Source organism: Luteimonas notoginsengisoli (genome assembly GCF_042648885.1).
GTDB classification, from domain to species: domain Bacteria; phylum Pseudomonadota; class Gammaproteobacteria; order Xanthomonadales; family Xanthomonadaceae; genus Luteimonas; species Luteimonas notoginsengisoli.
Map to the genome: position 1 here is coordinate 197,676 of NZ_JBHRYF010000009.1, position 23,793 is coordinate 221,468.

Annotated in this window: 19 protein-coding genes, 1 tRNA gene and 2 pseudogenes; 11 read left to right on the forward strand and 11 right to left on the reverse strand. The window is 69.2% G+C overall.

Annotated elements, in window-relative coordinates; all coding sequences use genetic code 11:
• Positions 1–194: 194 nt before the first annotated feature.
• Entirely contained in the window at positions 195–1,184 is a 990-nt protein-coding gene (locus ACFOM9_RS13000; RefSeq protein ID WP_386711540.1) for an RluA family pseudouridine synthase, read from the reverse strand.
• Between the two features lie 450 nt (positions 1,185–1,634).
• Between ACFOM9_RS13000 and ACFOM9_RS13005 the strand changes: the two genes are divergently transcribed.
• Positions 1,635–4,724 (forward strand): Rne/Rng family ribonuclease, encoded by a 3,090-nt coding sequence (locus tag ACFOM9_RS13005; RefSeq protein ID WP_386711543.1) that lies wholly within the window; start codon positions 1,635–1,637, stop codon positions 4,722–4,724.
• Between the two features lie 350 nt (positions 4,725–5,074).
• Here the strand turns inward: ACFOM9_RS13005 and ACFOM9_RS13010 are convergent, their stop codons facing one another.
• Positions 5,075–5,731, reverse strand: coding sequence for a response regulator (locus ACFOM9_RS13010; RefSeq protein WP_386711546.1), 657 nt, complete (start codon positions 5,729–5,731; stop codon positions 5,075–5,077).
• 235 nt (positions 5,732–5,966) lie between these two features.
• Between ACFOM9_RS13010 and ACFOM9_RS13015 the strand changes: the two are divergent.
• Positions 5,967–7,067: pseudogene (locus ACFOM9_RS13015) on the forward strand (ATP-binding protein); the annotation flags it as partial.
• Between the two features lie 57 nt (positions 7,068–7,124).
• Positions 7,125–7,457, forward strand: a pseudogene (locus ACFOM9_RS13020) (response regulator); the annotation flags it as partial.
• Between the two features lie 174 nt (positions 7,458–7,631).
• Here ACFOM9_RS13020 and ACFOM9_RS13025 read toward each other — a convergent pair.
• A tRNA-Ser gene (locus ACFOM9_RS13025) sits at positions 7,632–7,721 on the reverse strand.
• Positions 7,722–7,756: 35 nt separating this feature from the next.
• On the reverse strand, positions 7,757–8,776 hold the full coding sequence (locus ACFOM9_RS13030) for a LysR family transcriptional regulator (RefSeq protein WP_386711549.1): 1,020 nt from the start codon (positions 8,774–8,776) through the stop codon (positions 7,757–7,759).
• 112 nt (positions 8,777–8,888) lie between these two features.
• Between ACFOM9_RS13030 and ACFOM9_RS13035 the strand changes: the two genes are divergently transcribed.
• Positions 8,889–9,467: an FMN-dependent NADH-azoreductase gene (locus ACFOM9_RS13035; protein WP_386711553.1), complete on the forward strand. Its 579-nt coding sequence runs from the start codon at positions 8,889–8,891 to the stop codon at positions 9,465–9,467.
• A gap of 139 nt (positions 9,468–9,606) precedes the next feature.
• Here ACFOM9_RS13035 and serS read toward each other — a convergent pair whose 3' ends face one another.
• Entirely contained in the window at positions 9,607–10,899 is a 1,293-nt protein-coding gene (gene serS / locus ACFOM9_RS13040) for a serine--tRNA ligase (RefSeq protein ID WP_386711556.1), read from the reverse strand.
• A gap of 109 nt (positions 10,900–11,008) precedes the next feature.
• Between serS and ACFOM9_RS13045 the strand changes: the two genes are divergently transcribed.
• Together ACFOM9_RS13045 and ACFOM9_RS13050 are read left to right on the forward strand one after the other, a co-directional pair.
• Positions 11,009–11,674 (forward strand): energy transducer TonB, encoded by a 666-nt coding sequence (locus ACFOM9_RS13045; protein ID WP_386711558.1) that lies wholly within the window; start codon positions 11,009–11,011, stop codon positions 11,672–11,674.
• 100 nt (positions 11,675–11,774) lie between these two features.
• Entirely contained in the window at positions 11,775–12,323 is a 549-nt protein-coding gene (locus ACFOM9_RS13050) for an energy transducer TonB (protein WP_386711561.1), read from the forward strand.
• Between the two features lie 27 nt (positions 12,324–12,350).
• On the opposite strand, the gene aroA is transcribed toward ACFOM9_RS13050, so the two are convergent.
• The 4 genes from aroA to serC all read right to left on the reverse strand — a co-directional run bounded on the left by aroA (position 12,351) and on the right by serC (position 17,476).
• Positions 12,351–13,667 carry a 3-phosphoshikimate 1-carboxyvinyltransferase gene (gene aroA, locus ACFOM9_RS13055; RefSeq protein WP_386711564.1) on the reverse strand — a complete coding sequence of 439 codons (1,317 nt, stop codon included), beginning with the start codon at positions 13,665–13,667 and terminating at the stop codon, positions 12,351–12,353.
• A 163-nt stretch (positions 13,668–13,830) separates the two neighbouring features.
• Positions 13,831–14,961 carry a histidinol-phosphate transaminase gene (gene hisC, locus ACFOM9_RS13060; protein ID WP_386711567.1) on the reverse strand — a complete coding sequence of 377 codons (1,131 nt, stop codon included), beginning with the start codon at positions 14,959–14,961 and terminating at the stop codon, positions 13,831–13,833.
• An 89-nt stretch (positions 14,962–15,050) separates the two neighbouring features.
• On the reverse strand, positions 15,051–16,295 hold the full coding sequence (gene pheA, locus ACFOM9_RS13065; protein WP_386711570.1) for a prephenate dehydratase: 1,245 nt from the start codon (positions 16,293–16,295) through the stop codon (positions 15,051–15,053).
• 83 nt (positions 16,296–16,378) lie between these two features.
• Positions 16,379–17,476, reverse strand: a complete 1,098-nt coding sequence (gene serC, locus ACFOM9_RS13070) for a 3-phosphoserine/phosphohydroxythreonine transaminase (protein ID WP_386711573.1) — start codon at positions 17,474–17,476, stop codon at positions 16,379–16,381.
• A gap of 185 nt (positions 17,477–17,661) precedes the next feature.
• Between serC and msrP the strand changes: the two genes are divergently transcribed.
• Positions 17,662–18,630 (forward strand): protein-methionine-sulfoxide reductase catalytic subunit MsrP, encoded by a 969-nt coding sequence (gene msrP, locus ACFOM9_RS13075; protein ID WP_386711575.1) that lies wholly within the window; start codon positions 17,662–17,664, stop codon positions 18,628–18,630.
• A 218-nt stretch (positions 18,631–18,848) separates the two neighbouring features.
• Positions 18,849–19,490, forward strand: coding sequence for a protein-methionine-sulfoxide reductase heme-binding subunit MsrQ (msrQ, locus tag ACFOM9_RS13080; protein ID WP_386711578.1), 642 nt, complete (start codon positions 18,849–18,851; stop codon positions 19,488–19,490).
• A gap of 18 nt (positions 19,491–19,508) precedes the next feature.
• On the opposite strand, the gene ACFOM9_RS13085 is transcribed toward msrQ, so the two are convergent.
• Positions 19,509–20,324 carry an FHA domain-containing protein gene (locus ACFOM9_RS13085; protein ID WP_386711581.1) on the reverse strand — a complete coding sequence of 272 codons (816 nt, stop codon included), beginning with the start codon at positions 20,322–20,324 and terminating at the stop codon, positions 19,509–19,511.
• An 85-nt stretch (positions 20,325–20,409) separates the two neighbouring features.
• Here ACFOM9_RS13085 and ACFOM9_RS13090 point away from each other — a divergent pair, with 85 nt between their 5' ends.
• Positions 20,410–20,685: a polyhydroxyalkanoic acid system family protein gene (locus ACFOM9_RS13090; protein WP_386711584.1), complete on the forward strand. Its 276-nt coding sequence runs from the start codon at positions 20,410–20,412 to the stop codon at positions 20,683–20,685.
• Positions 20,686–20,876: 191 nt separating this feature from the next.
• Here the strand turns inward: ACFOM9_RS13090 and ACFOM9_RS13095 are convergent, their stop codons facing one another.
• Positions 20,877–21,587 (reverse strand): FFLEELY motif protein, encoded by a 711-nt coding sequence (locus ACFOM9_RS13095; RefSeq protein ID WP_386711587.1) that lies wholly within the window; start codon positions 21,585–21,587, stop codon positions 20,877–20,879.
• Positions 21,588–21,680: 93 nt separating this feature from the next.
• Here ACFOM9_RS13095 and ACFOM9_RS13100 point away from each other — a divergent pair, with 93 nt between their 5' ends.
• A complete protein-coding gene (locus ACFOM9_RS13100) occupies positions 21,681–22,961 on the forward strand; it encodes a patatin-like phospholipase family protein (RefSeq protein WP_386711590.1) in 1,281 nt (426 codons plus the stop codon).
• 77 nt (positions 22,962–23,038) lie between these two features.
• On the forward strand, positions 23,039–23,653 hold the full coding sequence (locus ACFOM9_RS13105; RefSeq protein ID WP_386711593.1) for a phasin family protein: 615 nt from the start codon (positions 23,039–23,041) through the stop codon (positions 23,651–23,653).
• The last annotated feature ends 140 nt before the right edge of the window (positions 23,654–23,793 follow it).

The following is a 23,793-nucleotide window of genomic DNA, read 5'->3' on the forward strand; positions in this document are numbered from 1 at the left end:
GACCTGGCACCCGTCGGCGATCCTGCGGATGCGTTCGCCGGATCGGGATGCGGCGCGTGCGCAACTGCTCGCGGATCTGAAGAAAGCGGCAAAGCGACTCGCACCCTGACGGCCGCCGTGCGCGGACGAGTCCATCGGCGCAGCCCGTCGTTGCCTGGTGCCGGGGCCAGTTGGGCGTCTGCCGCGGTGTTTCCCTAACCCCCGAGGCGATCCAGCGCCGCGATCAGTTCGGACGCCAGCGGCGCGTTGAGCACGTACGGCGCACGCCCGGCGTCGAGGGTGAATTCCATCGAAGCCGCGTGCAGGAACAGCCGCTTGAGTCCGATCTGTTCGCGCAGGCGCCGGTTGACGCCCGGATCGCCGTACTTGTCGTCGCCGGCGACCGGATGGCCGATGTGCTGCGCATGCACGCGGATCTGGTGGGTGCGGCCGGTTTCGATGCGCACCTCGCAATACGAATGCCCGCCGCGGCGCTCGAGCACGCGGAAATGGCTCATCGATGCCTTGCCGGCGTCGTTGACCTGGACGTGGCGCTCGCCGCCCTGGCGCAGGCCGACGTGCAGCGGGGCGTCGACGCTCATCACGCCGTCGGGCATGCGCCCGGCCAGCAGCGCGAGGTAGCGCTTGCGCAGGCCCGCGCCATCCTCGCGCATCAGCGCCTGCAGTTCGCTCAGCGCCGATCGCTTCTTGGCCACCACCATCAAGCCCGAGGTGTCGCGGTCCAGCCGGTGCACCAGCTCCAGCGACTGCTGCGGCCGCAGCGCGCGCAGGGTTTCGATCACGCCGAAGCTGATCCCGCTGCCGCCGTGGCTGGCGACCCCGGAGGGTTTGCTGATCGCCAGCAGCCGCGCGTCCTCGAACACGATGCTCGCCTCCATCGCCTCGAGCAGCCCCCTGGCCGGCACGCCCTTTTCGCCCGGTTCGGCGAGACGCACCGGCGGGATACGGACTTCGTCGCCGCCTTCGAGTCGGGTGTCGGCCTTGGCCCTGCCCCCGTTCACGCGAACCTGGCCACTGCGCACGATCTTGTAGACCAGCGACTTGGGCGCGCCCTTGAGCTGGCCCAGCAGGAAGTTGTCCAGGCGCTGGCCGGCGCGGTCTTCGGGGACTCGTACCAGGCGAACGCCTCCGGCCGCGCCGGCCCGCGCCGCGCCGGGCGTCGCCGGGGAATCTGAATGGGCCATCGGCTCTCTTGGTCTGATACACTCGCGACGCGAGGTAAGGTTCTGATTTCGCGGGGAGTTGCTGCCACATGCCGGGTTCCGGCAGATGGCGATTCGGGCCGAAAGCCCACCTCCCGGCGGATAGGTCCGCGCGACACCACTGCCCCCGGGGCATTGATGTTACCAGCGACGGCCATCGGCTCCGCGTCCCGCCCGGCTTGTCAGAGGCCGGTGGCTGAACATGTCCCGTGCGGCGCCCAGGTCCTGCCCATGCAGGCCCGAAGCCGCCGCCGGTCCCGCAACACATTCGAACAGAACAAGCGCTCCCGCGGTCCGCCGTGGTGTCGTAGCGCTGGAAAACCAGGCCGAAGGCTGCGCATGCGCGGCCGCCGGCACGAAGTCTCCAGGCGAAACGCCCCGGCGTTCCGCGCGCCTGCCGCTTGCGGCAGGGAAAGCGCGCAAGGAACGACCATGAAACGCATGCTGATCAACGCGACGCAGGCTGAAGAACTGCGCGTGGCCATCGTCGACGGACAAGCGCTCTACGACATCGATATCGAGCAGCCGTCGAAGGAACAGAAGAAGTCCAACATCTACAAGGGCCGCATCACCCGGCTCGAACCCTCGCTCGAGGCCGCATTCGTCGAATACGGCGGCGAGCGCCACGGCTTCCTGCCGCTGAAGGAAATCTCCCGCGACTACTTCCAGGCCGGCGTCGACCACAACAAGGCCGGGCTGAAGGAACTGCTGCGCGAAGGCCAGGAAGTGGTGGTCCAGGTCGACAAGGACGAACGCGGCAACAAGGGCGCCGCCCTGACCACGTTCATCTCGCTGGCCGGCCGCTACATGGTGCTGATGCCCAACTCGCCCACCGCCGGCGGCGTCTCGCGCCGGATCGAGGGCGATGACCGCGCCGAGCTGAAGAAGGCGATGGATGCGCTGGAGATCCCCGACGACATGGGGGTGATCATCCGCACCGCCGGCGTCGGCCGCGACGCAGAGGAACTGCAGTGGGACCTCGACTACCTGCTGAGCGTCTGGAAAGCGGTCGCCGAAGCGGCGCTGACCAAGCCGTCGCCGTTCCTGATCTACCAGGAATCGCGCCTGATCATCCGTGCGCTGCGCGACTACATGCGCGCCGACATTGGCGAGATCCTGGTCGACACCCCGGAGATGTACGCCGAAGCCCAGGAATTCGTCGCCCAGACGATGCCGCACAACCTGCGCAAACTGAAGCACTACACCGACGACACGCCGCTGTTCAACCGCTACCAGATCGAATCGCAGATCGAGAGCGCCTATGAGCGCACCGTGCGCCTGCCGTCGGGCGGCGCGCTGGTGATCGACCAGACCGAAGCGCTGACCGCGATCGACGTCAACTCGGCGCGCGCCACCAAGGGCGGCGACATCGAGGAGACCGCGTTCAACACCAATCTGGAAGCGGCCGAGGAAGTGGCCCGCCAGATGCGCATCCGCGACCTTGGTGGCCTGGTGGTGATCGACTTCATCGACATGTCGAGCAACAAGCACCAGCGCGACGTCGAGAACAAGCTGCAGAACGCGCTGAAGTTCGACCGCGCACGCGTCCAGCTCGGCCGCATCTCGCGCTTCGGGCTGCTGGAGCTGTCGCGCCAGCGCCTGCGCGCCAGCCTGGGAGAGTCCAGCCAGATCGTCTGCCCGCGCTGCGAAGGCCACGGCCGCATGCGCAGCATCGAATCGCTGTCGCTGTCGATCGTCCGCGTCGCCGAAGAGCACGCGATGAAGGAGAATACCGGGCAGGTCCTGGTGCAGGCTCCGGTCGACATTGCCAATTACCTGCTCAACGAGAAGCGCAGCGCCTTGCGCGAAATCGAGCAGCGCCACGAGGCGCCGATCGTCATCGTCGCCGACGAGCAGCTACACACGCCGCACTATGAAGTCACGCGCCTGCGCGAGAACGAGCTTGGCGAGGAAAGCAGCAAGCCCAGCTACCGTCGCGGCACGCCGCGCAAGGCGGCCACCATCGCCCTCACCAAGGCCAACCTCAACGTTCCGCCACCGGCCGCAGTGACCAACGTGCGCCCGGCCCAGCCCGCGCCGCTGCGCGAGCCGCGCCCCGACCCGGTGCCCGAACCGGTCGTGGCGCGACAGGCGCCCGCGCCGGTGGCGCCAGCTGCGAGCAGCGGTGGCGTGATCGGCTGGCTGAAGAGCCTGTTCGCCGGTGACGCGTCCACGGGACCCGCCCCGGCCGGGCGCGATCGTCCGCAGGGCGAACGCAACGACCGCGGCGGCCAGCGCCGCGACGGTCGTGGCGGCAAGCAGGGACAGGGACAGGGACAGGGACGTGATCGCGACCGCCCGCGCCGCGACGACGCCCGCGGCGACGGCCAGCGCCAGCCGGCCCAACAGGAAGGCCAGCCCAAGGCAGCCCGGAACAAGCCCGCGGCCACCCGGCAGAAGCAGCCGAAGCAGAACCAGCCGAGGCAGCAGGGCCAAGGCCGCAACCGCCCCGACGAGCAGCGCAGCGACACGGCACAGGACGCGGCAGCGGTCGAAAAGATCGAGAAGGCGAATCCCGCTGCCCAGACCGCGCAGGCGGGTGCTGGTGCCGCTGCGGGTGCAGCCACCGCCAGTGCCGCAATCGTTGCGCCGATCGCGGCGGAAGCGCTAGCGGCTCCGGAGCAGGACACCGCGATGGAGGCCGGCGTGCAGGCCACCGAACACTCTGAGTCGAACGACGCCAAGACCGAGGAAGGCGACGGCACGGGTCGCCGCCGCCGTGGACGCCGCGGCGGTCGCCGTCGTCGTCGCGGCAATGGCGATGCGGCTGCCGCGCTGCCGGGCGACGAGGACCAGATGGCGGGCGAGGACAACACCCGCGCTGCGGATCGCTCGCAGCCCGAGTTCGACTTCGACGATGACGTGAAGACACCGGGCCAACCGACCGCCGAGGCATCGCAGGCCACCGCCACGGTCGCCACCGACACGACGCAAGATGCAGAAGCGGCGCCCGCGATCGAAACGCGCGAGTCGACCGACGCGGTGGTCCAGTCGGCCCGCGAAGCTTCGCAGCCGGAGCCGCGGGAACCCGCGGCCCAGTCCGCTGCGATTCCGGCCGAGGCGATGCCGGAGGCGACCTCATCGGAGTCCGAAATGGCCGATGCCGCCGAAATCGCGGTCCCGGGCGAAAGCGGGGAACCGCTCGAGCCGGTAGCGGAGATCCTGCACGGCAACGCCGATCTCGCCGAGGCCGCCACGCTGTCGCCGCAGGCCGCCGCAACCGAAGCCGACGTCGCCATCGATGCGCCTTCCGTCTCGCAGCCGGCTGCCGCGATCGTGCAAACAGCGCTCGTGCCGCCGCCGGCGGTGGTGTCCGAACCCGAGCCCGTCGCCACGTCGACGCCGATCGCCCCGATGGCGACCGGTCAGGACGACCGCGCGCCCGGCCTGTTCGACGCTCCGCTCGCCGCGGAGCCCGAACAGCGTGCGCCGCTCCAGGACGACACGACCACCGCGGCGAAGCCGACCGGGCAGGACAGCGCCGAGGACCCGGAAGACAAGGCGCGTTCGCACAGCACCTGAACAAGATCGGCCCGGGGCGGATCGCCGCCCCGGGCTGACGATTGCCTTGCGCGCCGGCTGGCGCGTGATTTCAATCCAGCCGTGACGATACCCGCAAGGCTGGCGTCTTCGAGTTCCAGGGGAGTCCACCCCACCCGACCCTTCGCTCCCGACACAGGCACATGTCCGCCCTTGGGCAAAGATCTGGCGTTGAAGGGCGCGTGCGCGATTGCCTTTATCGAACCTCGGCGACCGGGTGAAGCCGACGATCCGCCGACCATGGCACCCGTCGCCAGCCCTCATGGGCGTGCCTGCCGCGCCGTGCTTTCCATGGGGCCCCTCTCGCGCCCGCGCACCAGCCCGCGACATTCCTACACCGCGATGGCGTGCGCCGGATCGCTGAGGCCGTACTGCTGCGCCATCCGCGCCAGCGACATGCCGTCGTCGATCCCCAGCTTCACGAACAGCCGTGACTTGTGCGTATTGACCGTCTTCGCGCTCAGGCTCAGGCGTCTGGCGATGTCTTCCTGGCGCAGGCCCTGCAGGAGCAGCATCGCCACCTCGAGTTCGCGCCGCGACAAGCCGTCGAACGGCGTGCCGCCGGCGCCGTCGAGGCTGGAAAGCGCAAGGTTCTGCGCGATGCCGCTGGCGAGATAGCGCTTGCCCTGCGCCGCTTCGCGCACCGCGTTCACCAGCTCGATCGGATTACCGCCCTTGCCGACGTAGGCCGATGCGCCGGCCGCGATCACCCGCTTGGGGATGGGGCCGTCCTCGAGCACCGACACGATCACCACACGCGTGCCGTAGTCGCCCTTCATCAAACGCTCAGTCACCTCCAGCCCGCTGATGCCGGGCAGGTGCATGTCGCACACCACCACGTCCGGCCGCAGGCTGCGGATCTGCGGCAGGGCCGCTTCGCCGGATTCGGCTTCACCGACCACGTCGATGTCCACGGTGCCCGACAGGATCATGCGGATGCCCGTGCGCACCAGCGCGTGGTCGTCGACCAGGAATGTCCGTATCGTCATTGCCCTCTCCTTGCCGCTCCCCAGCGGATGCGATCCAGACTAAGCGTCGCGGGCGGCCCGGACAAGCGCGGTTCGTCGCGACATCCCGTCGGGAATCCCTGACAGGCGCCACGCCCGGGCGCCCAGCGGGGCAGCCGCTTTCCCCAGGGCCGGTTGCACCGGCCGGCCTTCACACTTTCCTAGTCCGCGCGTTGCTAGCGTCCCGCGGCTTGGCATGCGAGCAAGGGGGCAGTGAATGGCGCGCGATTCGGTATCGACGCTGGGCGAGGCGCAACAGTTGCAGATCCTGATCCATGGCGTCGTGGATTACGCGATCTACCTGCTGGAACCGGACGGCACGATCGCGAGCTGGAACACCGGTGGCGAACGCATCAAGGGGTATGCCGCGCAAGAGGTGCTGGGGCGCCACTTCTCGATGTTCTACACCCCCGAGGACAACGACAGACGGGAGCCTGCACGGGCGTTGCATACGGCCGCGACCGAGGGTAGGTACGAGCACGAAGGCTGGCGGATGCGCAAGGACGGCACCCGGTTCTGGGCCAGCGTGGTGATCGATCCGATCCGGGAGGGCGACGAGCTGATCGGCTTCGCCAAGGTCACTCGTGACATCTCCGAGCGGCGCGAAGCGACCCTGGCCATCCAGAAGGCGCAGGATGCCTTCATGCAGTCGCAGAAGGCCGAAGCGATCGGCCGGCTCACGCTCGGCCTGGCGCACGATTTCAACAACATCCTGACGGTCATCACCAACTCGATGGACCGCATCGTCGCCTGCGACGGCGACGTCGCGAAGATCGCGCGTTCGGCCAGCATCGCCCAGCGCGCGGCCGATCGCGGCGCGCTGCTGACCAGGCAGCTGCTGGCGTTCTCGCGCGGCGACCTGACGCGCACCAAGGTGCAGGACGTGAATGCCGTCATCATCGCCAGCAAACCCATGCTGCATCGCGCCTGCGACGCCACCATCGAATTCGGGTTCGACCTTGAGCCCAACCTGCCGCAGGTGTCGCTCGAGGCTTCGCAGTTCGATGCGGCCCTGCTCAACCTGGTGATCAACGCGCGCGACGCCCTGCCCGAAGGCGGGCGCATCGACGTCAATTCGAGGCTCCGGACCGCGCCGGGCGGGGCCCAGAGCGTCGTCATCAGCGTGCGTGACAACGGCACCGGCATGTCGCCCGATGTCCTGAGCAAGGCGATGGATCCATTCTTCACCACCAAGGAAGTCGGCAAGGGGAGCGGCCTGGGGTTGAGCCAGGTGTATGGCACTGTTTCGCACCTGGGCGGCACCGTGACCATCGAAAGCGAGGAAGGCAAGGGAACCAACGTGATCCTGTCGTTTCCAGTCAATCCCTCGGCCGGGCCGGCAGGCGGCGAGACGCCGGTCAAGATCCTCATGGTCGACGACGACAAACCCATCCTCGAAGTCGTTTCCGAGGCGCTGGCAGACGAAGGCTACGCGGTGGTCACTGCGACCAACGGCGAGGAAGCGCTGGAAAGGATCCACAACGACGCCAGCATCGACATCCTGTTTTCCGATGTCGTCATGCCCGGGCTGTCCGGCGTGGACCTGGCGAAGCGGGCGGCCAGCCTGCGGCCCGAGCTCAAGATCGTGCTGGCCTCCGGGCATGCGGAAGGCTGGATCGAGGGATTGCCGCAGGACGTGCACTTCATCGCCAAACCCTATCGCCTGGGCGAGATCCTGCAGACCCTTTCCAGGCGCGTCGACGGCTAAAGGCGGTCGGCGCGGGGCGATCCTGCGCATCGGGCAATCAGCCACCGACGAGCGACCGGCGCGAACGGCATCCGCCGGAAGAACACGCGAAGGTTCCTGAAAGCGTCCCGATCGATCCGCAACGAGGCAGCGCGATGGAATGTCGCTCTACCGGGACCCATTCCGGTTGCGCGTTGGCGGAGAGAGTGGGATTCGAACCCACGGAAGGTTTGACCCTTCGCCGGTTTTCAAGACCGGTGCCTTAAACCGCTCGGCCATCTCTCCGAAGCGCGGAGTGGACGCGCAATCGCGCGTCCGGGTCAGCGGATTGTCGCATGCGCCACTGCGCGCGCGTTGGCCTTGGCTCGAGGACCGCCGTCGGCCGCGGCGCCCTGCCCGGCCTGCTTGCGTTCGCAGTTCTGGCAGTCCAGGCGCGATTCCTCGATCAGCGCCGGCAGCCGCTCGGCAAGGAAATCGATGAACACCCGCACCGCCGGCAGCAGCCCGCGCCGCGACGCGAACACCGCGTGCGCGATGCCCTGCGGCAGGCTCCATTCGGGCAGCACCACTTCCAGCTCGCCCTTGCGCACCGCCTCCGCGCACAGGGTCTCCGGCAACATGGTGATGCCCAAGCCCTGACGCGCCAGCGCCATCAACATCGGGAAGTCGAACCCCGACACGCGCGGCTTGAGATCGATGCGCCGCACCTCGCCGTCCGCGGCCTGGAGTTCCCAGCGCTGGCGCACCTCGTCCTCGCTCATGGTCAGGGTGACGTGGTTGCGCAGCTGCTCCGGGTCGGTCGGCCGGCCGGCGCGGTCGAGGTAGGCCGGACTGGCTACCAGGAGCTCCTGGATCTGGCCGAACGTGCGCATCACCAGGCTGCCGTCATCGTCGAATTTCGAGCGCACGCGGACGGCGACGTCGAAGCCTTCGTTGATGACGTCAACCCGGCGGTTGCTGACATGCATCTGCACCCGCACCTGCGGGTACTTGGCGAGGAAGTCCGGCAGCAGCATTGGCATCTGCTGCTGCGCCAGCCCGACAGGGATGCTGACCCGCACCACGCCGCGCGGCTCGGCGCTCAGGCGGTCAACCACCTCACGAGCGGCCTGGGCCTCGGCGAGCATCGACTGTGCGTGCCGGTGCACGCTCTGGCCGACATCGGTCACGGCGAACCGGCGCGTGGAACGCTGTAGCAGGCGCACGCCCAGCTCGGTTTCGAGTTGGCTGATACGGCGGCTCAACCGCGACTTGGGGATGCCCAGCGCACGTTCGGCGGCGGCAAACCCGCCGTGGTCGACGACGGCTGAAAAGTAATAGAGGTCGTTGAGGTCCTGCATGCCGGTAGTTCCATATTCAGAACGTTGAGTGATATTCCAACATGTTTATCCCAATTGTGCAACAAACTAGGCTTCCCACTTCGCGGCGCCGCCGCATCCGGGATTCCCCGCCATGAAACTGCTGCACATCGACTCGAGCGCCCTGGGCGCCAACTCTGCCACCCGCGAGCTCAGTGCCGCCATCGTCGCACGCTGGCAGGCACAGGTCCCGGGCCTTTCGACCGAGTATCGCGACCTGGATTCCGATCCCGTGCCGCACCTGACCGGACAGGCGCTGGCCGGCAACGATGCCGCCGCCGCGGTCGAATCCGAGCGCGTGTTGCAGCAGTTCCTCGACGCCGACGTCGTGGTGCTGGGTGCGCCGATGTACAACTTCTCGATTCCTTCGACGCTCAAGGCGTGGATCGACCGGATTGCGGTCGCGGGCCGGACCTTCCGCTACACCGCCCAAGGCCCGGAGGGGCTGGCGAAAGGCAAGCGCGTGATCGTCGCCAGCGCCCGCGGCGGGCTGCACGAAGGCGCCCCGAGCGACTTCCAGGAGCCCTACCTGCGCTTCCTGCTTGGCTTCCTGGGCATCACCAGCGTCGAATTCATCCGCGCCGAAGGCATCGCGATGTCGCCCCAACACCGCAGCGATGCGATGGCCGCCGCCCATGCGGCGATCGGCGAACCGCTGGCCAAGGCGGCCTGAGGCAGGCAGCCGCAAAGCGACGTCTTCCGCAAACGGAAGAACCCGCTACGGCGCCATGGCCAGAGGTCGGCGATGCCGGACTCTTCCGCAACCGAGAAGGCTCCGCAATCCATCCGCTTGCGCGGATCCGCGCCGGTGCTCAGGCGATCTGTTTCGCCCCGCCCATGTACGGGCGCAGCACGTCGGGCACTTCGATCGAGCCGTCAGCCTGCTGGTAGTTCTCCATCACCGCGATCAGCGCGCGGCCGACCGCCACGCCCGATCCGTTGAGCGTGTGCACGAGTTCGGGCTTGCCGCTGTCCGGGTTGCGCCAGCGGGCCTGCATGCGCCGCGCCTGGAAATCGCCGCAGTTGGAGCAGGACGAGATCTCGCGGTAGGTGTCCTGCGACGGCAGCCAGACTTCCAGGTCCCAGGTCTTGCGCGCCGAGAAGCCCATGTCGCCGCTGCAAAGCAGCATCCTGCGGTACGGCAGCCCGAGCTGTTCCAGCACCGTTTCCGCGCAGCGGGTCATGCGCTCGTGCTCCGCGTCGCTGTCCTGCGGTCGCGTCACCGACACCAGCTCGACCTTCTCGAACTGGTGCTGGCGGATCATCCCGCGGGTGTCGCGGCCGTACGCGCCGGCTTCGGCGCGGAAGCACAGCGAGTGCGCGGCCATGCGCAGCGGCAGCTTCGACGCGTCGACGATCTCGTCGCGCACCACGTTGGTCAGCGGCACTTCCGAGGTCGGGATGAGATAGCGCCTGGACGCGGTATCGCCTTCGCCGACCACCGTCGCGAACAGGTCATCCTCGAACTTCGGCAGCTGTCCGGTTCCGCGCATCGATTCGGCGTTGACCAGCAGCGGCACATTGGCTTCCTCGTAGCCGTGCACGCCGGTGTGCAGGTCGAGCATGAACTGCGCCAGCGCGCGATGCAGGCGTGCAAGCTGGCCACGCAGCACGGTGAAGCGCGCCCCGGACAGCTTGGCCGCCACATCGCCATCGAGCCAGCCGTTGCGGGCGCCGAGCTCGACGTGGTCCCTGACCGCGAAATCGAAGCTGCGCGGCGTGCCCCAGCGGGACTGCTCCAGGTTCCCGGACTCGTCCCTGCCGACCGGTACCGAGTCGTCGGGCAGGTTCGGGATGCCCAGGACGATGGCTTCGAGGTCGCCGCGGATCGCCTCGAGTTCGGCTTCCGAAGCCTTGAGCTCCTCGCCGAACCCGGCCACCTCGGCCAGCAGCGGGCCAACGTCCTCGCCCCTGGCCTTGGCCTGGCCGATCGCCTTGCTGCGCGTGTTGCGCAGGTTCTGCAACTCCTGGGTGCGCACCTGGATTCGCTTGCGTGCCGCTTCCAGCCGCTCCACCGCGCCGGCGTCGAGCTCGAAACTGCGCGCGGCGCGCAGCTGTTCGGCGAGGGCGGCGGGGTCGTGGCGCAACAGGCTGGGGTCGAGCATGGCAGGCGTGGTCCGGACGGCGGAAAGCGCAATTATCGCGTGTCACGCCGCGGAATGCCGCTGCGGCGCTATGCCAGAATGCGGCCAGCCTCCAGATTCGGTGCGTCGAATGCCCTCACCCGCAAGCCCGCCACCGCCCGCCCGTCGTGCCACCGTGCTCGGACTGTCCCGGCGCGCATGGCTGTACGTCGCCATCGCGTTCGCGCTCGGCGTGGGGTTGTTCCTGCTGATCTGGGCGGACCAGCGCGGCTCCGATGATTACTATCGCGCCGACACCAGCCACCAGAGCGTCGTGGGAAGCGAGTTCGAACCGCTGCCGCAGCCCGACGGCGGCGACACCGGCATTGCCCAACCGCAACCGGCGCCCGACGCGGACGCGGACGCGGACGCGGACGCGACACCGTCGGCTCGCATCGTCGAAACCGCCCCTGCCCCCAGGCCTGCGCCCGCTGCACCTGCACCCCCGTCCGCCTCGGTGTCGCCCCCGGGCGCCGGCGTCGGCGATACGCCGCCGGTGGCCGTCTCCAGTCCGCCGCCGGCCTACCCGCGCGCAGCCATGCGCCGCCGGGAATCGGGCGAGGTCCTGTTGCGCGTCCACGTCGGCGCCGATGGCGTGCCGTATGCAGTCGACCTGGTACGCGGCAGCGGTTCCCGCTATCTGGACCGTGCCGCTTCGGACGCGGTGCGCAAGTGGCGGTTCCGCCCGGCCATGCGCGCAGGCCAGCCGGTCAGCGGCCAGGTCCAGGTGCCGATCTCCTTCGAACCGGGCAGATGACGCGCTCCTGAATGCGATGGAAGCCGTGACGCGGCGTCAACCTCGACTGTGGAACGCTCGCCGCGTCTGAATACGCGAGTACACCCCGATGTCGGATCCCATGAACACCCGCCCCGTCGACCCGTCGCCGGAGCCGGCGCGCAAGCGCAGCAGCCCGCTGATCTGGATCCTCCTGCTGATCGCATTGATCGCGTTTGCCTGGTACTTCTACAACCGCAACGCGGGCCAGGAGCCGATCACCGACCTCACCCCGCCGGCCGCTACCAGCGACGCCATGACGCCCGCCCCAAGCTCCCCGGCCGAGGACACGCCCAGGGACGCGAAAGCGAAGGCCCAGGCACCGAAGAAGACCGCGCGCACCCAGCCGCGCGACCGCGACGCCGCCCTGCTCAACCAGCCCAGGCCGAGCTACCCGCCCGAAGCGTTCCGTGCCCGCGAAGAAGGCACGGTGGTGGTCAGGGCGCAGGTCGACGAACTGGGCAACGCCAGTGACGTGGAAATCGTCAGCCGCAGCGGGTCGCGCATCCTCGATCGCGCAGCAATGAACGAAGTGCGCCGATGGAAGTTCAACCCCGCGATCAGGAACGGCCGGACCGTGGCGTCCAGCGTGCAGGTGCCGGTCGACTACAAGCTCGACGACGAGCAATAGCCCTGCGGGGCCGACCTGGCCCCATCGTCATGCCGAGCGCAAGCCCAAGCCGGCCTGCCGGGCAAGCGCATCGAAGCCGGGAAACGATGTGGCGACGTTGGCGACGTCCGTGATTGCCACCTCGCCGCGCGCCAGCTGCCCGGCCACCGCGAACGCCATCGCGATGCGGTGGTCGCCCAGGCTGTCGACAGCGCCGCCGGCAAGCCTGCCGCCCTCGATCAGCACGCCGTCGGGTCGCGTCCGGACACCGATGCCCAGCGCGCGCAGCCCGCTTGCCATCGCCTCGATCCTGTCCGACTCCTTGACCCGCAACTCGGCGGCGCCACTGACCACCGTCGAGCCTTCGGCGCAGGCCGCGGCGACGGCAAGGATCGGGAACTCGTCGATCATGTCCGCCACCAGGGGTTCGGGCACCGCAATACCACGCAGCGGCGCGTGGCGCACTACCAGGTCCGCGACCGGTTCCCCGCCGTGGCTTGCGTGGCGCTCCTCGCTGATGTCCGCGCCCATCGCACGCAGCGCGGCCAGCAGGCCGGTGCGACGCGGATTGAGCCCCACCGCCCGCAGCCGCAGCTCCGAGCCCGGGACCAGCGTTGCGGCGACAATGAGGAACGCGGCCGAGGAGAAATCCGCGGGCACTTCGATCGCAGTCGACCGCAGACGCTGGCCACCGCGCAGCCGCGCGAAGCCCGGAGAGAAATCGATGTCGACGCCGAACGCCGACAGCATCCGCTCGGTGTAGTCGCGGGTCGGGCGCGGCTCGCGCACGGACGTTTCGCCCGCGGCGTACAGGCCGGCGAGCAGCACCGCGGACTTCACCTGCGCGCTCGCCACGGGCGAATCGAACTCGATGCCGCGCAGCCTGCGTCCGCCATGGATCCGCAGCGGCGGCAGGCCGCCGTCGTGGGCTTCGATCTGCGCGCCCATGCGCGAGAGCGGCTCGATCACGCGGCCCATCGGCCGACGCGAGAGCGACGCGTCCCCGGCCAGCACGCTGTCGAATGCCTGCCCGGCGAGCAATCCCGAGAGCAGGCGCATGCCAGTGCCCGCGTTTCCGCAGTCGAGCACGCCTGCCGGCGCGCGCAGGCCATCGACGCCGACGCCATGGACGATCCGCCGCGACGGTGAAGGCGCCTCGATGCGCACGCCCAGCTGCGCGAAGATCGCGGCGGTGGCGCGCGTATCCGCGCCTTCGAGGAAGCCGTCGACGTGCGAGGTGCCGTCGGCCAGCGCCGCCAGCATCACCGCGCGATGGGAAATGGACTTGTCGCCGGGGACGTCGATCTCACCCTGCAGCGGCGTGCCTGGCGAGGCGATCCAGTCGAGGCGTCGCGGAGAAGTCATCGCGCGCCTCCGGGAGATCCGGTCGGCCGTGGACTCAGACGGACAGGCTTCGAGTGGGCAGTTCGATGAAGCGCTGTGCGGCATCCGGCATCACGCATTCGCGGAAACGACGCGGCGGGACGCCTGTGGAAAGGCGCCCGGGAAACATCGGGCTGATCCGCGCTCATACCTGCCCATCCGTGGAGAAAAGGACGCTATCCGAAGCAAGCTCGTCCAGCGCCGCCAGCAGCGCCCGGTTCTGCGCCGCGTTGCCGACGCTGATCCGCGAGCACCGCGGCAGGCCATAGCCCCCCATCGGCCGCAGCACGACGCCGCGTTCGAGCAACGCTTGATCGACCCGCGCCACGTGCTCGCCGAATTCGACCAGCAGGAAATTGGTCTGCGACGGCGATACCGGCCAGCCGCGTTCGCGCAGCGCTGCGGCCAGGGTGTCGCGCTGTGCTGCGTTGGCTGCCAGCGTTTCGCGCAGCCAGTCGTCGTCGCCCAGCGCGGCCTCGGCGGCCGCAAGCGCGACGCCGTTGACGTTGAAGCTTTCGCGCAGGCGCTCAAGCACGCCGATGACGTCGGCATGGGCGATCGCATAGCCGACGCGCAGGCCCGCCAGCGCGTAAGCCTTGCTGAAGGTCCGGGTGACCACGAGGTTGCGATGCGCGGGCAGCAGTGACAGGGCCGAAGCGAAGTCCGGCGCATCGGCGGTCTCGGCGTAGGCTTCGTCGACCACGACCAGCGTGTCGCCGGGCATGCGGGCGAGGAACGCGGCGAAGGCGTCGGCGGCGAACCAGGTGCCGGTTGGATTGTTGGGGTTGGCCAGGTACACCAGCCGCGTGGCGGGAGTGATCGCCGCGGCGATGGCGTCGAGGTCATGCCCACGCGGCATGCGGGCTTCGGGCGGCAGGGCTGGCGCAACGCGCAGGTTCGCGCCCACCGCGCGCGCGGCGATCGCGTACACCGCGAACCCGAACTGCGACATCACCACGTCCACGCCGGATCCGGCAAACGTCTGCGCCAGCTGCATCAGCAGTTCGTGCGAGCCGTTGCCGAGGATGATCTGTGACGCGTCGACGCCGTGTTTCGTCGCCAGCGCCCGCTTCAGGTCACCGCCGAGCGGGTCGGGATAACGATGCAGTTCGGCCAGCGCCGTCGCCGCGGCTGCAAGCGCGCGCGGGGCGGGACCATACGGATTTTCGTTCGAACCCAACTCCACCAGTCCGCCCGCCGCAAACCGCCGCCGCAACGCGACCAGGTCATGGCCGGGGTCGTAGGGCTGCAGATAGCGCACTGCGGGCGCGGCCAATCCCGCAGGCCAGCTCGCGCCCGCCTTTGCCGATTCCGCAGCCGCGCTCTCGGCAGCCGGATGGCTGGCCCTCCCGATCCGCGGCTGCATCAGGGCACCGCCAACGGATACGACCCCAGCACGCGCACGTCGCCGGCGTAGCGGTCGATTTCGGCCAGCGCATCGAGCAGCGGCGACTCCTCGGCATGGCCGCCCACGTCGATGAAGAACGCGTACTGCCACAGCGCGCCGTGGTCGGGCCGCGATTCGATCCGGTTCATGCTGATCCCGCGCCGCGCGAGCGGTTCGAGAATCTTGTACAGCGCACCGGGCTGGTCACGGATCGACACCATCAGCGAAGTCCGGTCGTTGCCCGACGGCGGGAACGAGGCGCGCCCGATGACGAGGAACCGGGTGGTGTTGTCGCTGCGGTCCTCGATCGGACCGGCCACGACCTTCATCCCGTAGACGTGGGCGGCATTCTCGCCGGCGATGGCCGCGGCATCATCGGACTTCTTCGCCCGTCGCACCGCCTCGGCGTTGCTGGCGACGGCCTGCTTGTCCACGCCGGGCAGGTTCTTGCGCAGCCAGTTGCGGCACTGCGCCAGTGACAGCCCGTGCGAATAGACGCGCTCGATGTCCTCGATGTGGCCGGTGCGCGACATCAGGTACTGCTGCACGCGCAGCTCGACTTCGCCGCAGATCATCAGCGGCGAGGTCAGGAACAGGTCGAGCGTGGACTGGATCGTGCCCTGCCCCGAGTTCTCCACCGGCACCACGCCGAAGTCCGCCGCGCCCGAGGCCACCTCGTCGAACACCTCCTCCACGCTCTCCAGCGGCAGCCCTTTGGCCGAGTGCCCGAACTGCTTGTGCACCGCCTGCTGCGAGAACGTGCCCTCGGGGCCGAGATAGCCGATCTTCAGCGGCTCTTGCTGCGCCAGGCACGCGGACATGATTTCGCGGAACAGCCGCACCAGCACCTCGTCCGACAGCGGGCCGTCGTTGCGGTCCACGACCCGCCGCAGCACCTGCGCCTCGCGCTCGGGCCGGTAGTAGTCCACGGCCGCGGCGAGCTTGCCCTTGGCCTTGCCCACCTGGTGCGCGAACAGCGCGCGTTCGGCGATCAATGCCTGGATCTCGCGATCGATGCCGTCGATCTGCGCGCGCACGGCGAGCAGGTCAGGCGCCGGCTTCACAGTCTTGGCGAGCTTCGCAGCCTTGGCGGGCTTCGCAGCCTTCGCGGCCCTGGCCGCGCTGCCATCGGCGCGGGGCGCCGGAGCCTTCGCCGCGCTGGCGCGCCTGCTCGTCGCGTCCTTCCCAACGCCGGTCTTGGTGATCTTGCGTGGCGGACTCATCGATTCGCTGCCCCGTGTGAGCGGCCATGGCCGCGATGGATGCCGGATGGAAAGCGTGGCGCACCGACACGCCCCTCCCGCGTTCAGCCCTGCCTGGTCCGGAAATCCTGCATGAAGTCGACCAGCGCCCGCACCCCGTCCACCGGCATGGCGTTGTAGATCGACGCACGGATGCCGCCCAGTACCCGGTGCCCCTTGAGGGCCAGCAGCCCGGCTTCATCGGCCTGCGCGAGGAACGCCGAGGTGAGCGCCTCGTCGTGCAGGAAGAACGGCACGTTCATCCGCGAACGCACGCTTGCCGCGACTTCGTTGCGATAGAAGCCATCGGAACCGTCGATCGCCGCGTACAGCAACCGCGCCTTCTCCGCGCTGCGGCGCGCGAATTCCTCGACGCCGCCTTCGGCCAGCATCCACTTGAACACCAGGCCGGCCAGGTACCAGTTGTAGCTGGGCGGCGTGTTGAGCATCGAGCCCGCCTTCGCGTGCGCGGCGTAGTTGAAGATCTCCGCGCGCGGCTGGCCGGCCCGTTCGAGCAGGTCGCGGCGCACGATCACCACGGTGACGCCGACCGGCCCGAGGTTCTTCTGCGCGCCGGCATACACCAGCCCGTAGCGCGACACGTCCAGCGGTTCGGAGGCAATGCTGGAACTGAAGTCGGCGAACACCGGAACAGTGCCGGTGTCGGGAATCTCGCCCCATTCGGGACGGAACTCGACACCATGGATGGTCTCGTTGGCGGTGAGGTGCACGTAGGCCGCGTCGGGCGACAACCGCCACTGCGCGGCCGCGGGAATGTCGCGGAACCCGTTCGCCTCGCCGCTGGCGGCGACGTTCGCGGCCACGTATGCCTGCGCCTGCTTCACCGCGACCTTGCCCCAGTGGCCGCTCACCACGTAGTCGGCCGTCTGCCCGCACGCGGCGAAGTTGAGTGCGATCAGCGCCTGCTGCGTGGTCGCGCCGCCGGGCAGGAACAGCACCGCATAGTCGTCCGGAACCGACAGCAGCGTGCGCAGGTCGGCTTCGGCCTCGGCCGCCACCTGCATGAACTCGGGGCTGCGGTGGCTGATCTCGGCAATCGAAGCGCGCGCGCCGTTCCATTCGAGCAGTTCGGCCTGCGCCTGGCGCAGGACCGGTTCGGGAAGCGCGGCGGGACCGGCGGCGAAGTTGTAGGCACGCGACATCGACAGTTTCCTGTTGTCCTGGTGAACACCCGCCCGGGCTGCGCATCGGGCGTACGCCCGCGGTGCTAGGCTCGAACCGCCCGCCCCGCTCGGCCCAAGTATGCCGCAGCGCAACACGAATCGGCGCCGGAATTTCCTGCGGGTTCCGGCGTCTGCACTGAATTCCCGCGCCACCGGAGCCACCGATGTCCCTGCGAGACGCCCTGCGGATCCCGTCGTCCGCGATCACTGATGAATCGGTCCACCGCGAGCGCCGGCGCCTGCTGGCCGCCTTCGCCGCCGCGCCCGCGCTCGCTCTCAACGGTTGCGCCGAGGCTGAACCGCCCCCGCCGCCGAAGACCGCCATCACCGCGGCGCAGGCCCGCTCGGGCTTCCGCACCGACGAGGAACTGACCGGCTTCGGCGACGTCACCACCTACAACAACTTCTACGAATTCGGTACCCGCAAGGACGACCCGTCGAACGCGGCGAAGACGCTGCGCACCCGTCCGTGGTCCGTGGCGGTCGGCGGCGAGTGCGCGAAGCCCGGCACGGTGTCGCTGGACGACCTGCTCAAGGGGCTCAAGCCGGAAGAGCGCGTGTACCGCATGCGCTGCGTCGAGGGCTGGTCGATGGTGATCCCGTGGCTTGGCGTGCCGCTGGGCGAGGTGCTGAAGAGGTTCGAGCCCACATCGAAGGCGAAGTACGTGGCCTTCACTTCGCTTGCCGACCCCAGGCAGATGCCCGGCGTGCGCTACCGCTCGATCAACTGGCCCTATCGCGAAGGCCTGCGCATGGACGAGGCCATGCACCCGCTGACCCTGCTGGCCACCGGCCTGTACGGCAAGCCCCTGCCGCAGCAAAACGGCGCGCCGCTGCGGCTGGTGGTGCCGTGGAAGTACGGCTTCAAGGGACTCAAGTCGATCGTGGAGATCAGTTTCGTCGAGAAGATGCCCGAGACCGCGTGGCACGACCTGCAGCCTTCGGAATACGGCTTCTTCAGCAACGTCAATCCGAACGTCGACCATCCGCGCTGGAGCCAGAAGACCGAGCGGCGGATCGCCGGCAAGGCCAGCAAGCTGTTCGCCGAACGCATCCCCACGCGCATCTACAACGGCTATGGCGCGCAGGTGGCTTCGATGTACGCGGGGTTGGATCTGAAGAAGTGGTTCTGAACACCAAGGGGCCGCCCTGCGCGTGCAGGCGAGGCGGAAGCCGAAGGCTTTTCCCCCTCCCCTGCGAAGGCAGGGGAGGGTTGGGGAGGGGTTCCGTCAGGATCAACCGGAACCGGGGCCACCCCCTCCCAACCTCCCCCTGCCGTTGCGGGGGGAGGGGCCAGGGCAAAAGCTCGCAGCTGAACCCACTCCTGCAAGCACCCGCGCGAGCCTGATTCATGCCACCACGCAAGACGCCGCCCCGCATCATCGCGGCCAAGACCATCGTCCACCTGCTGGCGCTCACGCCGCTGGCGATCCTCGCGTGGCAGTTCTGGGACGTCTACAGCACCAACAACGACGCGCTCGGCGCCGATCCGGTAGCGGAAATCGAGCATCGGCTCGGCCTGTGGGCGCTGCGCCTGCTGATGCTGACGCTGGCGATCACCCCGCTGCGCCAACTCACCGCAAAGCCGGTGCTGCTGCGCTTTCGGCGCATGCTGGGACTCTATGCATTCGCGTACGCCTGCCTGCATCTGTCGGCCTACCTGGTCCTGGACCTGCGCGGTTACTGGACCCAGATCTTCGAGGAGATCGCCAAGCGCCCCTACATCACCGTGGGTTTCGCGGCCTGGCTGCTGCTGCTTCCGCTGGCGATCACCTCGACCCAGGGCTGGATCCGCCGGCTGGGTCGCAACTGGGGCCGGTTGCACAAACTCGTCTACGCCGCCGGCGTGCTGGCGGTACTGCATTTCTGGTGGCTGGTGAAGTCCGACATCCGAGAGCCCGCGCTGTATGCCGCGATCCTGGCGACGCTGCTCGGTTGGCGAGCGTGGAAATGGCTGGCGAAACGGCGGACCAGCGCCACGCACGTCGCGTGAGGGCGCCCGCAGCCGTTTTCAGCCGCTGCCGAACAGCAGCAGCAGCGCCAGCAGCCCAGCGATCACCAGCGCCGCCAGCAGCAGCCACGGCAGCCGCCAGGGCGAGGCCGGCTGCGCGGGAAGCGCCTGCCCGTGCCCGGCGTCGATGTCGACCTGACTTTCCTGCATGTCCTCGCGCGCGCTTCTGCCGCGCATCGGCGCCTCGACCACGAAGCGGTGGTGCGCATCGAATACCACCTGGTCGCCCGGCCTGAGCAGTGCGTCGCGCATCGGTTCGCCGTTGACCATCGTGCCTTCGGCCGATCCCAAGTCGCGCAGGATGATGCGGTCGCCCACCAGGTCCAGGCGCGCGTGGCGGTCGGCGAATGTCGGATCGTCGATGCGGATGTCCGCTTCGCTGCTGCGCCCCACCAGGCGCGGATGCTCGAGCGTGAAGCTGCGGCCGTGGTACTGCCCGCCGACGCCGCGCAGCACCACGCGCGGATCGCCGGTGGCGTCGGACGCGGCCTCGTTCAGCGCCGCGCCGGGCAGTTCCGGCGGTTCGCCGCCGACCACCCGCATCTCCACGCCATCGACGTAGACCGCGTCACCGACGCGCAGCATCGCCATGCGCTGGACCTCGCGCCCGTTCACGTGCACGCCGCGCGCGCCATCGGCGACCGTCAGCCAGACGCCACGACGGTCGACGCAGAACCGGACCCGCGCGGCCTGCGCATCTTCGATCAGGCCGAGCCGGCCATCGCGCCCGTCAATCGGCCCCACGGCGTGCACGCCAACGCCGAGCGTGAGCTCGGATCGGTCGTCGTCGGCGAGGCGCAGCTTCAGGGTTTCCATGCCGCGGCAATCTAGCATGCACCCGGCACTTGGATGGCGCCGCCAGCGGCCACAGAATGCGTGCATTCCATCCTAGGAGCCAGGCATGGCCGGCATCGACATCCAGCACAAGCATTCCCTCCCGCTCGACAAGGCGCGCAAGGCGGTCGAGGACGTGGCGAAGAAACTGGCCGAACGTTTCGACTTCCAGTACGGCTGGGACGGCGACGAAATGCATTTCAAGCGACCCGGCGTCGACGGCCGGATCGCGGTGGGCGAGGATGACCTGCGCGTCACCGCGCGGCTGGGCATGCTGCTGTCGGCGCTGCAGGGCACGGTGGAAAAGGAAATCCGCAAGGTGCTGGACGAGAAATTTTCCTAGGTCGCGCAGCAAGCACCGCAGGCTCTGCGGGAGTGGCTTCGGCGAGCGTTTGCGTGGCCCCTCGCCCTGCAAAGGCAGTGGGAGGCTTGGTCGCCTGACGGGGGAGCCCGCTCCGCACATCCTCCCCGCGTTCGGTAGCGAGTGAAGAGCTCGCGGCTGAGCCGCTCCCACGAGGGCGCTGCGGGAGCGGGTCAGCCGAACGGATCGGGTTCGCCTGCGAACAGCCGTTTGGACGCCTTGCGTTCGGCGCGTTCGATTTCGGCCACGAAGGCCTCCGCATCCCCCAGCTCCTCGAACGCCGCGACGCCGCGCTCCAGGAATCCCTGCAGTTCGCTGAGCCCGGCGAATCTAGCCGGTCCGCGCGAGAACGCCAGCAGCGCCGCGACGCCCGGCAGCTTCAGCGCACGGCCGAAGCCGCCGCCGACGCGGCGGATCAGGTCGATCTGGTGCGCGCGCAGCCGGGGCAATCCGACATCGCGATACGCTTCGGCGTACAGCGACTCGTCGAGCTTCCTGCGCCGCGGCGCCAGTGCCTGCAACGATTCCGCCATGCGCAGGTCCAGCGCCTGGGTCAGCGCGCCGAGTTCGATGGCGTCGGCCACCGTGGCCAGCAGCTTTTCCGGCAGCAGCCGCTGCATCATCGGCATCACGCGCGCGATGTCGGCATCGCGGCGGGTGAAGTCCCGGTCGCCATAGACATCGTCGAGGAAGAACTCCGCCGCCGGCCGGCGGCTCGGATCGGCGAGGAAATACGCGAAGCTCAGGCGCAGGCGCGCGGCCTGCCAGCGGCGCAACTCCGGCAACCAGCGCAGGCCGTTGCGCGGCTCGCGCACGGGGTCGTGCAGGGCCTGGTGCGCTGCGAGCCGGCGCTCGATCCGGCTGGAGATTGGCGGGCGTGGCATGCCCGCATGTTCGCAGGCCCGGGGTGAAGAACACCACCCGGGCCGACGACATCGATCGGCTACACTCCGGCCGACCTTTCGATCGGTACGTGCATGCTCTCTCTCCACCCGGCCCGGAAACGCGGCAAGCCTTCGCGCAACCCGGCACGGATCGGACTGGCCATCGCCGGCGGCGGCCCGATCGGCGGGATGTACGAACTGGGCGCGCTGCGCGCGCTCGACGAAGCTCTCGATGGCCTGGACCTCACCGACCTCGACAGCTACGTCGGCGTCAGCAGCGGCGCGTTCCTTGCCGCCGGGCTGGCCAACCGCATGTCGACCGCCGAGATGTGCCGCATCTTCATCACCGGCGACAGCGACGACGCGCGCTTCCGTCCCGACACGTTCCTGCGCCCGGCGCTGTCGGAATACCTGCAGCGCGCCGCCAGCCTGCCGCGACTGACGCTCGACTGGGGCCGCAGCCTGCTACTCGATCCGCGCGAGGTGCCCTGGTCTGACCTGATCAATCGCTTCGGCGGACTGGTGCCGACCGGCCTGTTCGACAACACCGAGGTCGAACGCTTCCTGCGCGACATCTTCACCCGCCGCGGCCGCAGCAATGACTTCCGAGAACTGGACGCGAAGCTGTTCGTGGTCGCGGTCGAACTCGACAGCGGCGAACCGGTGTTGTTCGGCGGCGAAGGCTGGGAGGACGTGCCGATCTCGCGCGCGGTGCAGGCCAGCGCCGCACTCCCCGGTCTCTATCCGCCGGTCGAGGTCCGCGGCCGCCACCTGGTCGACGGCGCGCTGCGCCGCACGATGCACGCCTCGGTGCTGCTCGAGCGCGACATCGACCTGCTGATCGGTATCAATCCACTCGTGCCGTTCAACGCCGGCCTGGGCGACGCCCGCGGCGGCGCGCCGGTCGGCGACGACGATGGCCAGCGGCTTGTGCATGGCGGCCTGCCCGCAGTGCTCTCGCAGACGTTCCGCACCCTGCTGCAGTCGCGCATGCAGGTGGGCCTGGCCCGCTATGCGCAGCAGTATCCCGACATCGACCAGCTGGTGTTCGAGCCCAACGCCTGCGACGGCGAACTGTTCCACACCAACGCCTTCAGCTTCGCCGCGCGCCGCCGCGTCTGCCAGCTCGCCTGGCGCAACACTCTGGACGACCTGCGCCGCCGCGCCGACGACCTGCGCCCGGTACTGGCGGCCAGCGGCATCCACCTGCGCGATGAAGTGCTCGACGACGAACGTCGTACGCTGCTCGACGGTCTCGCCTCGCCGCCGCCGCCAAGTACCGAGACCACCGCCAGGCTGCGCCGCGCGCTCGACGCGACCGAGCGCGTGATCGCGCGCCGACAGACAGGCCGATCACGCGCGCGCAGCCACTGAATTCACACCGCGTCTCGTGTGAATGCTCTAGACGGGCGGGCGATGCTGCCCCAATCACACGTCCGCCCGGAGGGCACATGGCCAAGTTCAAGAAGACCGCGAAGAAAACGACCGCCGGCACCCGTTCCGCCGAGGACGTGCAGGCGCAGGCCGAGAAACTGTCGAAGACCCTTAGCGAATCGGCGCAGCAGATCTGGCTTGCCGGCGTCGGCGCGTTCGGCCGCGCCCAGGCCGAGGGCACCAAGCTGTTCGAGGGCCTGGTCAAGGAAGGCCTGAACCTGGAACAGACCGCGCGCAAGTTCGCCGGCACCCGCACCCACGTCGTGCGCGACGTGGTCGAGAGCCGCGTCGACCAGGCCCGCGAACGCGCCACCGACACCTGGGATCGCCTCGAGAAAGTGTTCGAGGATCGCGTGCAGCGCGCCCTCACCAAGCTTGGCGTCCCCGGCCGCGAAGAGCTGGCCGATCTCAGCGGGCGTGTCGAGGAGTTGACCGCCGAGTTGCGCCGCCAGGGCGGTTCGCCGGCCCGCAGGACCGGCGCGCGCAAGGCCACGGTCCGCAAGGCCGCCGCGCACCGGGACGCGGTCGCCGGCAAGGCCGCCCCCGCGAAGAAGATCGGCAAGGCCGCGCCAGCCGCCAAGCGCGCCACTCCGCGGACCCGGGTGTCCCGCAAGGCCGACCCCAGGGCCTGATCCGCTCGCAATCGCTGCGCGCCGGCGCAGCGACGATGGTTTCGCCCGCCAACCACTCGAAGACCGTTCGCTCCCCTCCCCTTGCGGCTTCCGGTTGGCGGGCGTTTTATTGCCGATTGTGCGGCACGTGCACGCAGCAC

Bases quoted from the DNA above. Each gene is read 5' to 3' on its own strand.
- ACFOM9_RS13000 (WP_386711540.1), bottom strand. From the start codon at position 1,184: ATGGCCCATTCAGATTCCCCGGCGACGCCCGGCGCGGCGCGGGCCGGC.
- ACFOM9_RS13005 (WP_386711543.1), top strand. From the start codon at position 1,635: ATGAAACGCATGCTGATCAACGCGACGCAGGCTGAAGAACTGCGCGTG.
- ACFOM9_RS13010 (WP_386711546.1), bottom strand. From the start codon at position 5,731: ATGACGATACGGACATTCCTGGTCGACGACCACGCGCTGGTGCGCACG.
- ACFOM9_RS13030 (WP_386711549.1), bottom strand. From the start codon at position 8,776: ATGCAGGACCTCAACGACCTCTATTACTTTTCAGCCGTCGTCGACCAC.
- ACFOM9_RS13035 (WP_386711553.1), top strand. From the start codon at position 8,889: ATGAAACTGCTGCACATCGACTCGAGCGCCCTGGGCGCCAACTCTGCC.
- serS (WP_386711556.1), bottom strand. From the start codon at position 10,899: ATGCTCGACCCCAGCCTGTTGCGCCACGACCCCGCCGCCCTCGCCGAA.
- ACFOM9_RS13045 (WP_386711558.1), top strand. From the start codon at position 11,009: ATGCCCTCACCCGCAAGCCCGCCACCGCCCGCCCGTCGTGCCACCGTG.
- ACFOM9_RS13050 (WP_386711561.1), top strand. From the start codon at position 11,775: ATGAACACCCGCCCCGTCGACCCGTCGCCGGAGCCGGCGCGCAAGCGC.
- aroA (WP_386711564.1), bottom strand. From the start codon at position 13,667: ATGACTTCTCCGCGACGCCTCGACTGGATCGCCTCGCCAGGCACGCCG.
- pheA (WP_386711570.1), bottom strand. From the start codon at position 16,295: ATGAGTCCGCCACGCAAGATCACCAAGACCGGCGTTGGGAAGGACGCG.
- serC (WP_386711573.1), bottom strand. From the start codon at position 17,476: ATGTCGCGTGCCTACAACTTCGCCGCCGGTCCCGCCGCGCTTCCCGAA.
- msrP (WP_386711575.1), top strand. From the start codon at position 17,662: ATGTCCCTGCGAGACGCCCTGCGGATCCCGTCGTCCGCGATCACTGAT.
- msrQ (WP_386711578.1), top strand. From the start codon at position 18,849: ATGCCACCACGCAAGACGCCGCCCCGCATCATCGCGGCCAAGACCATC.
- ACFOM9_RS13085 (WP_386711581.1), bottom strand. From the start codon at position 20,324: ATGGAAACCCTGAAGCTGCGCCTCGCCGACGACGACCGATCCGAGCTC.
- ACFOM9_RS13090 (WP_386711584.1), top strand. From the start codon at position 20,410: ATGGCCGGCATCGACATCCAGCACAAGCATTCCCTCCCGCTCGACAAG.
- ACFOM9_RS13095 (WP_386711587.1), bottom strand. From the start codon at position 21,587: ATGCCACGCCCGCCAATCTCCAGCCGGATCGAGCGCCGGCTCGCAGCG.
- ACFOM9_RS13100 (WP_386711590.1), top strand. From the start codon at position 21,681: ATGCTCTCTCTCCACCCGGCCCGGAAACGCGGCAAGCCTTCGCGCAAC.
- ACFOM9_RS13105 (WP_386711593.1), top strand. From the start codon at position 23,039: ATGGCCAAGTTCAAGAAGACCGCGAAGAAAACGACCGCCGGCACCCGT.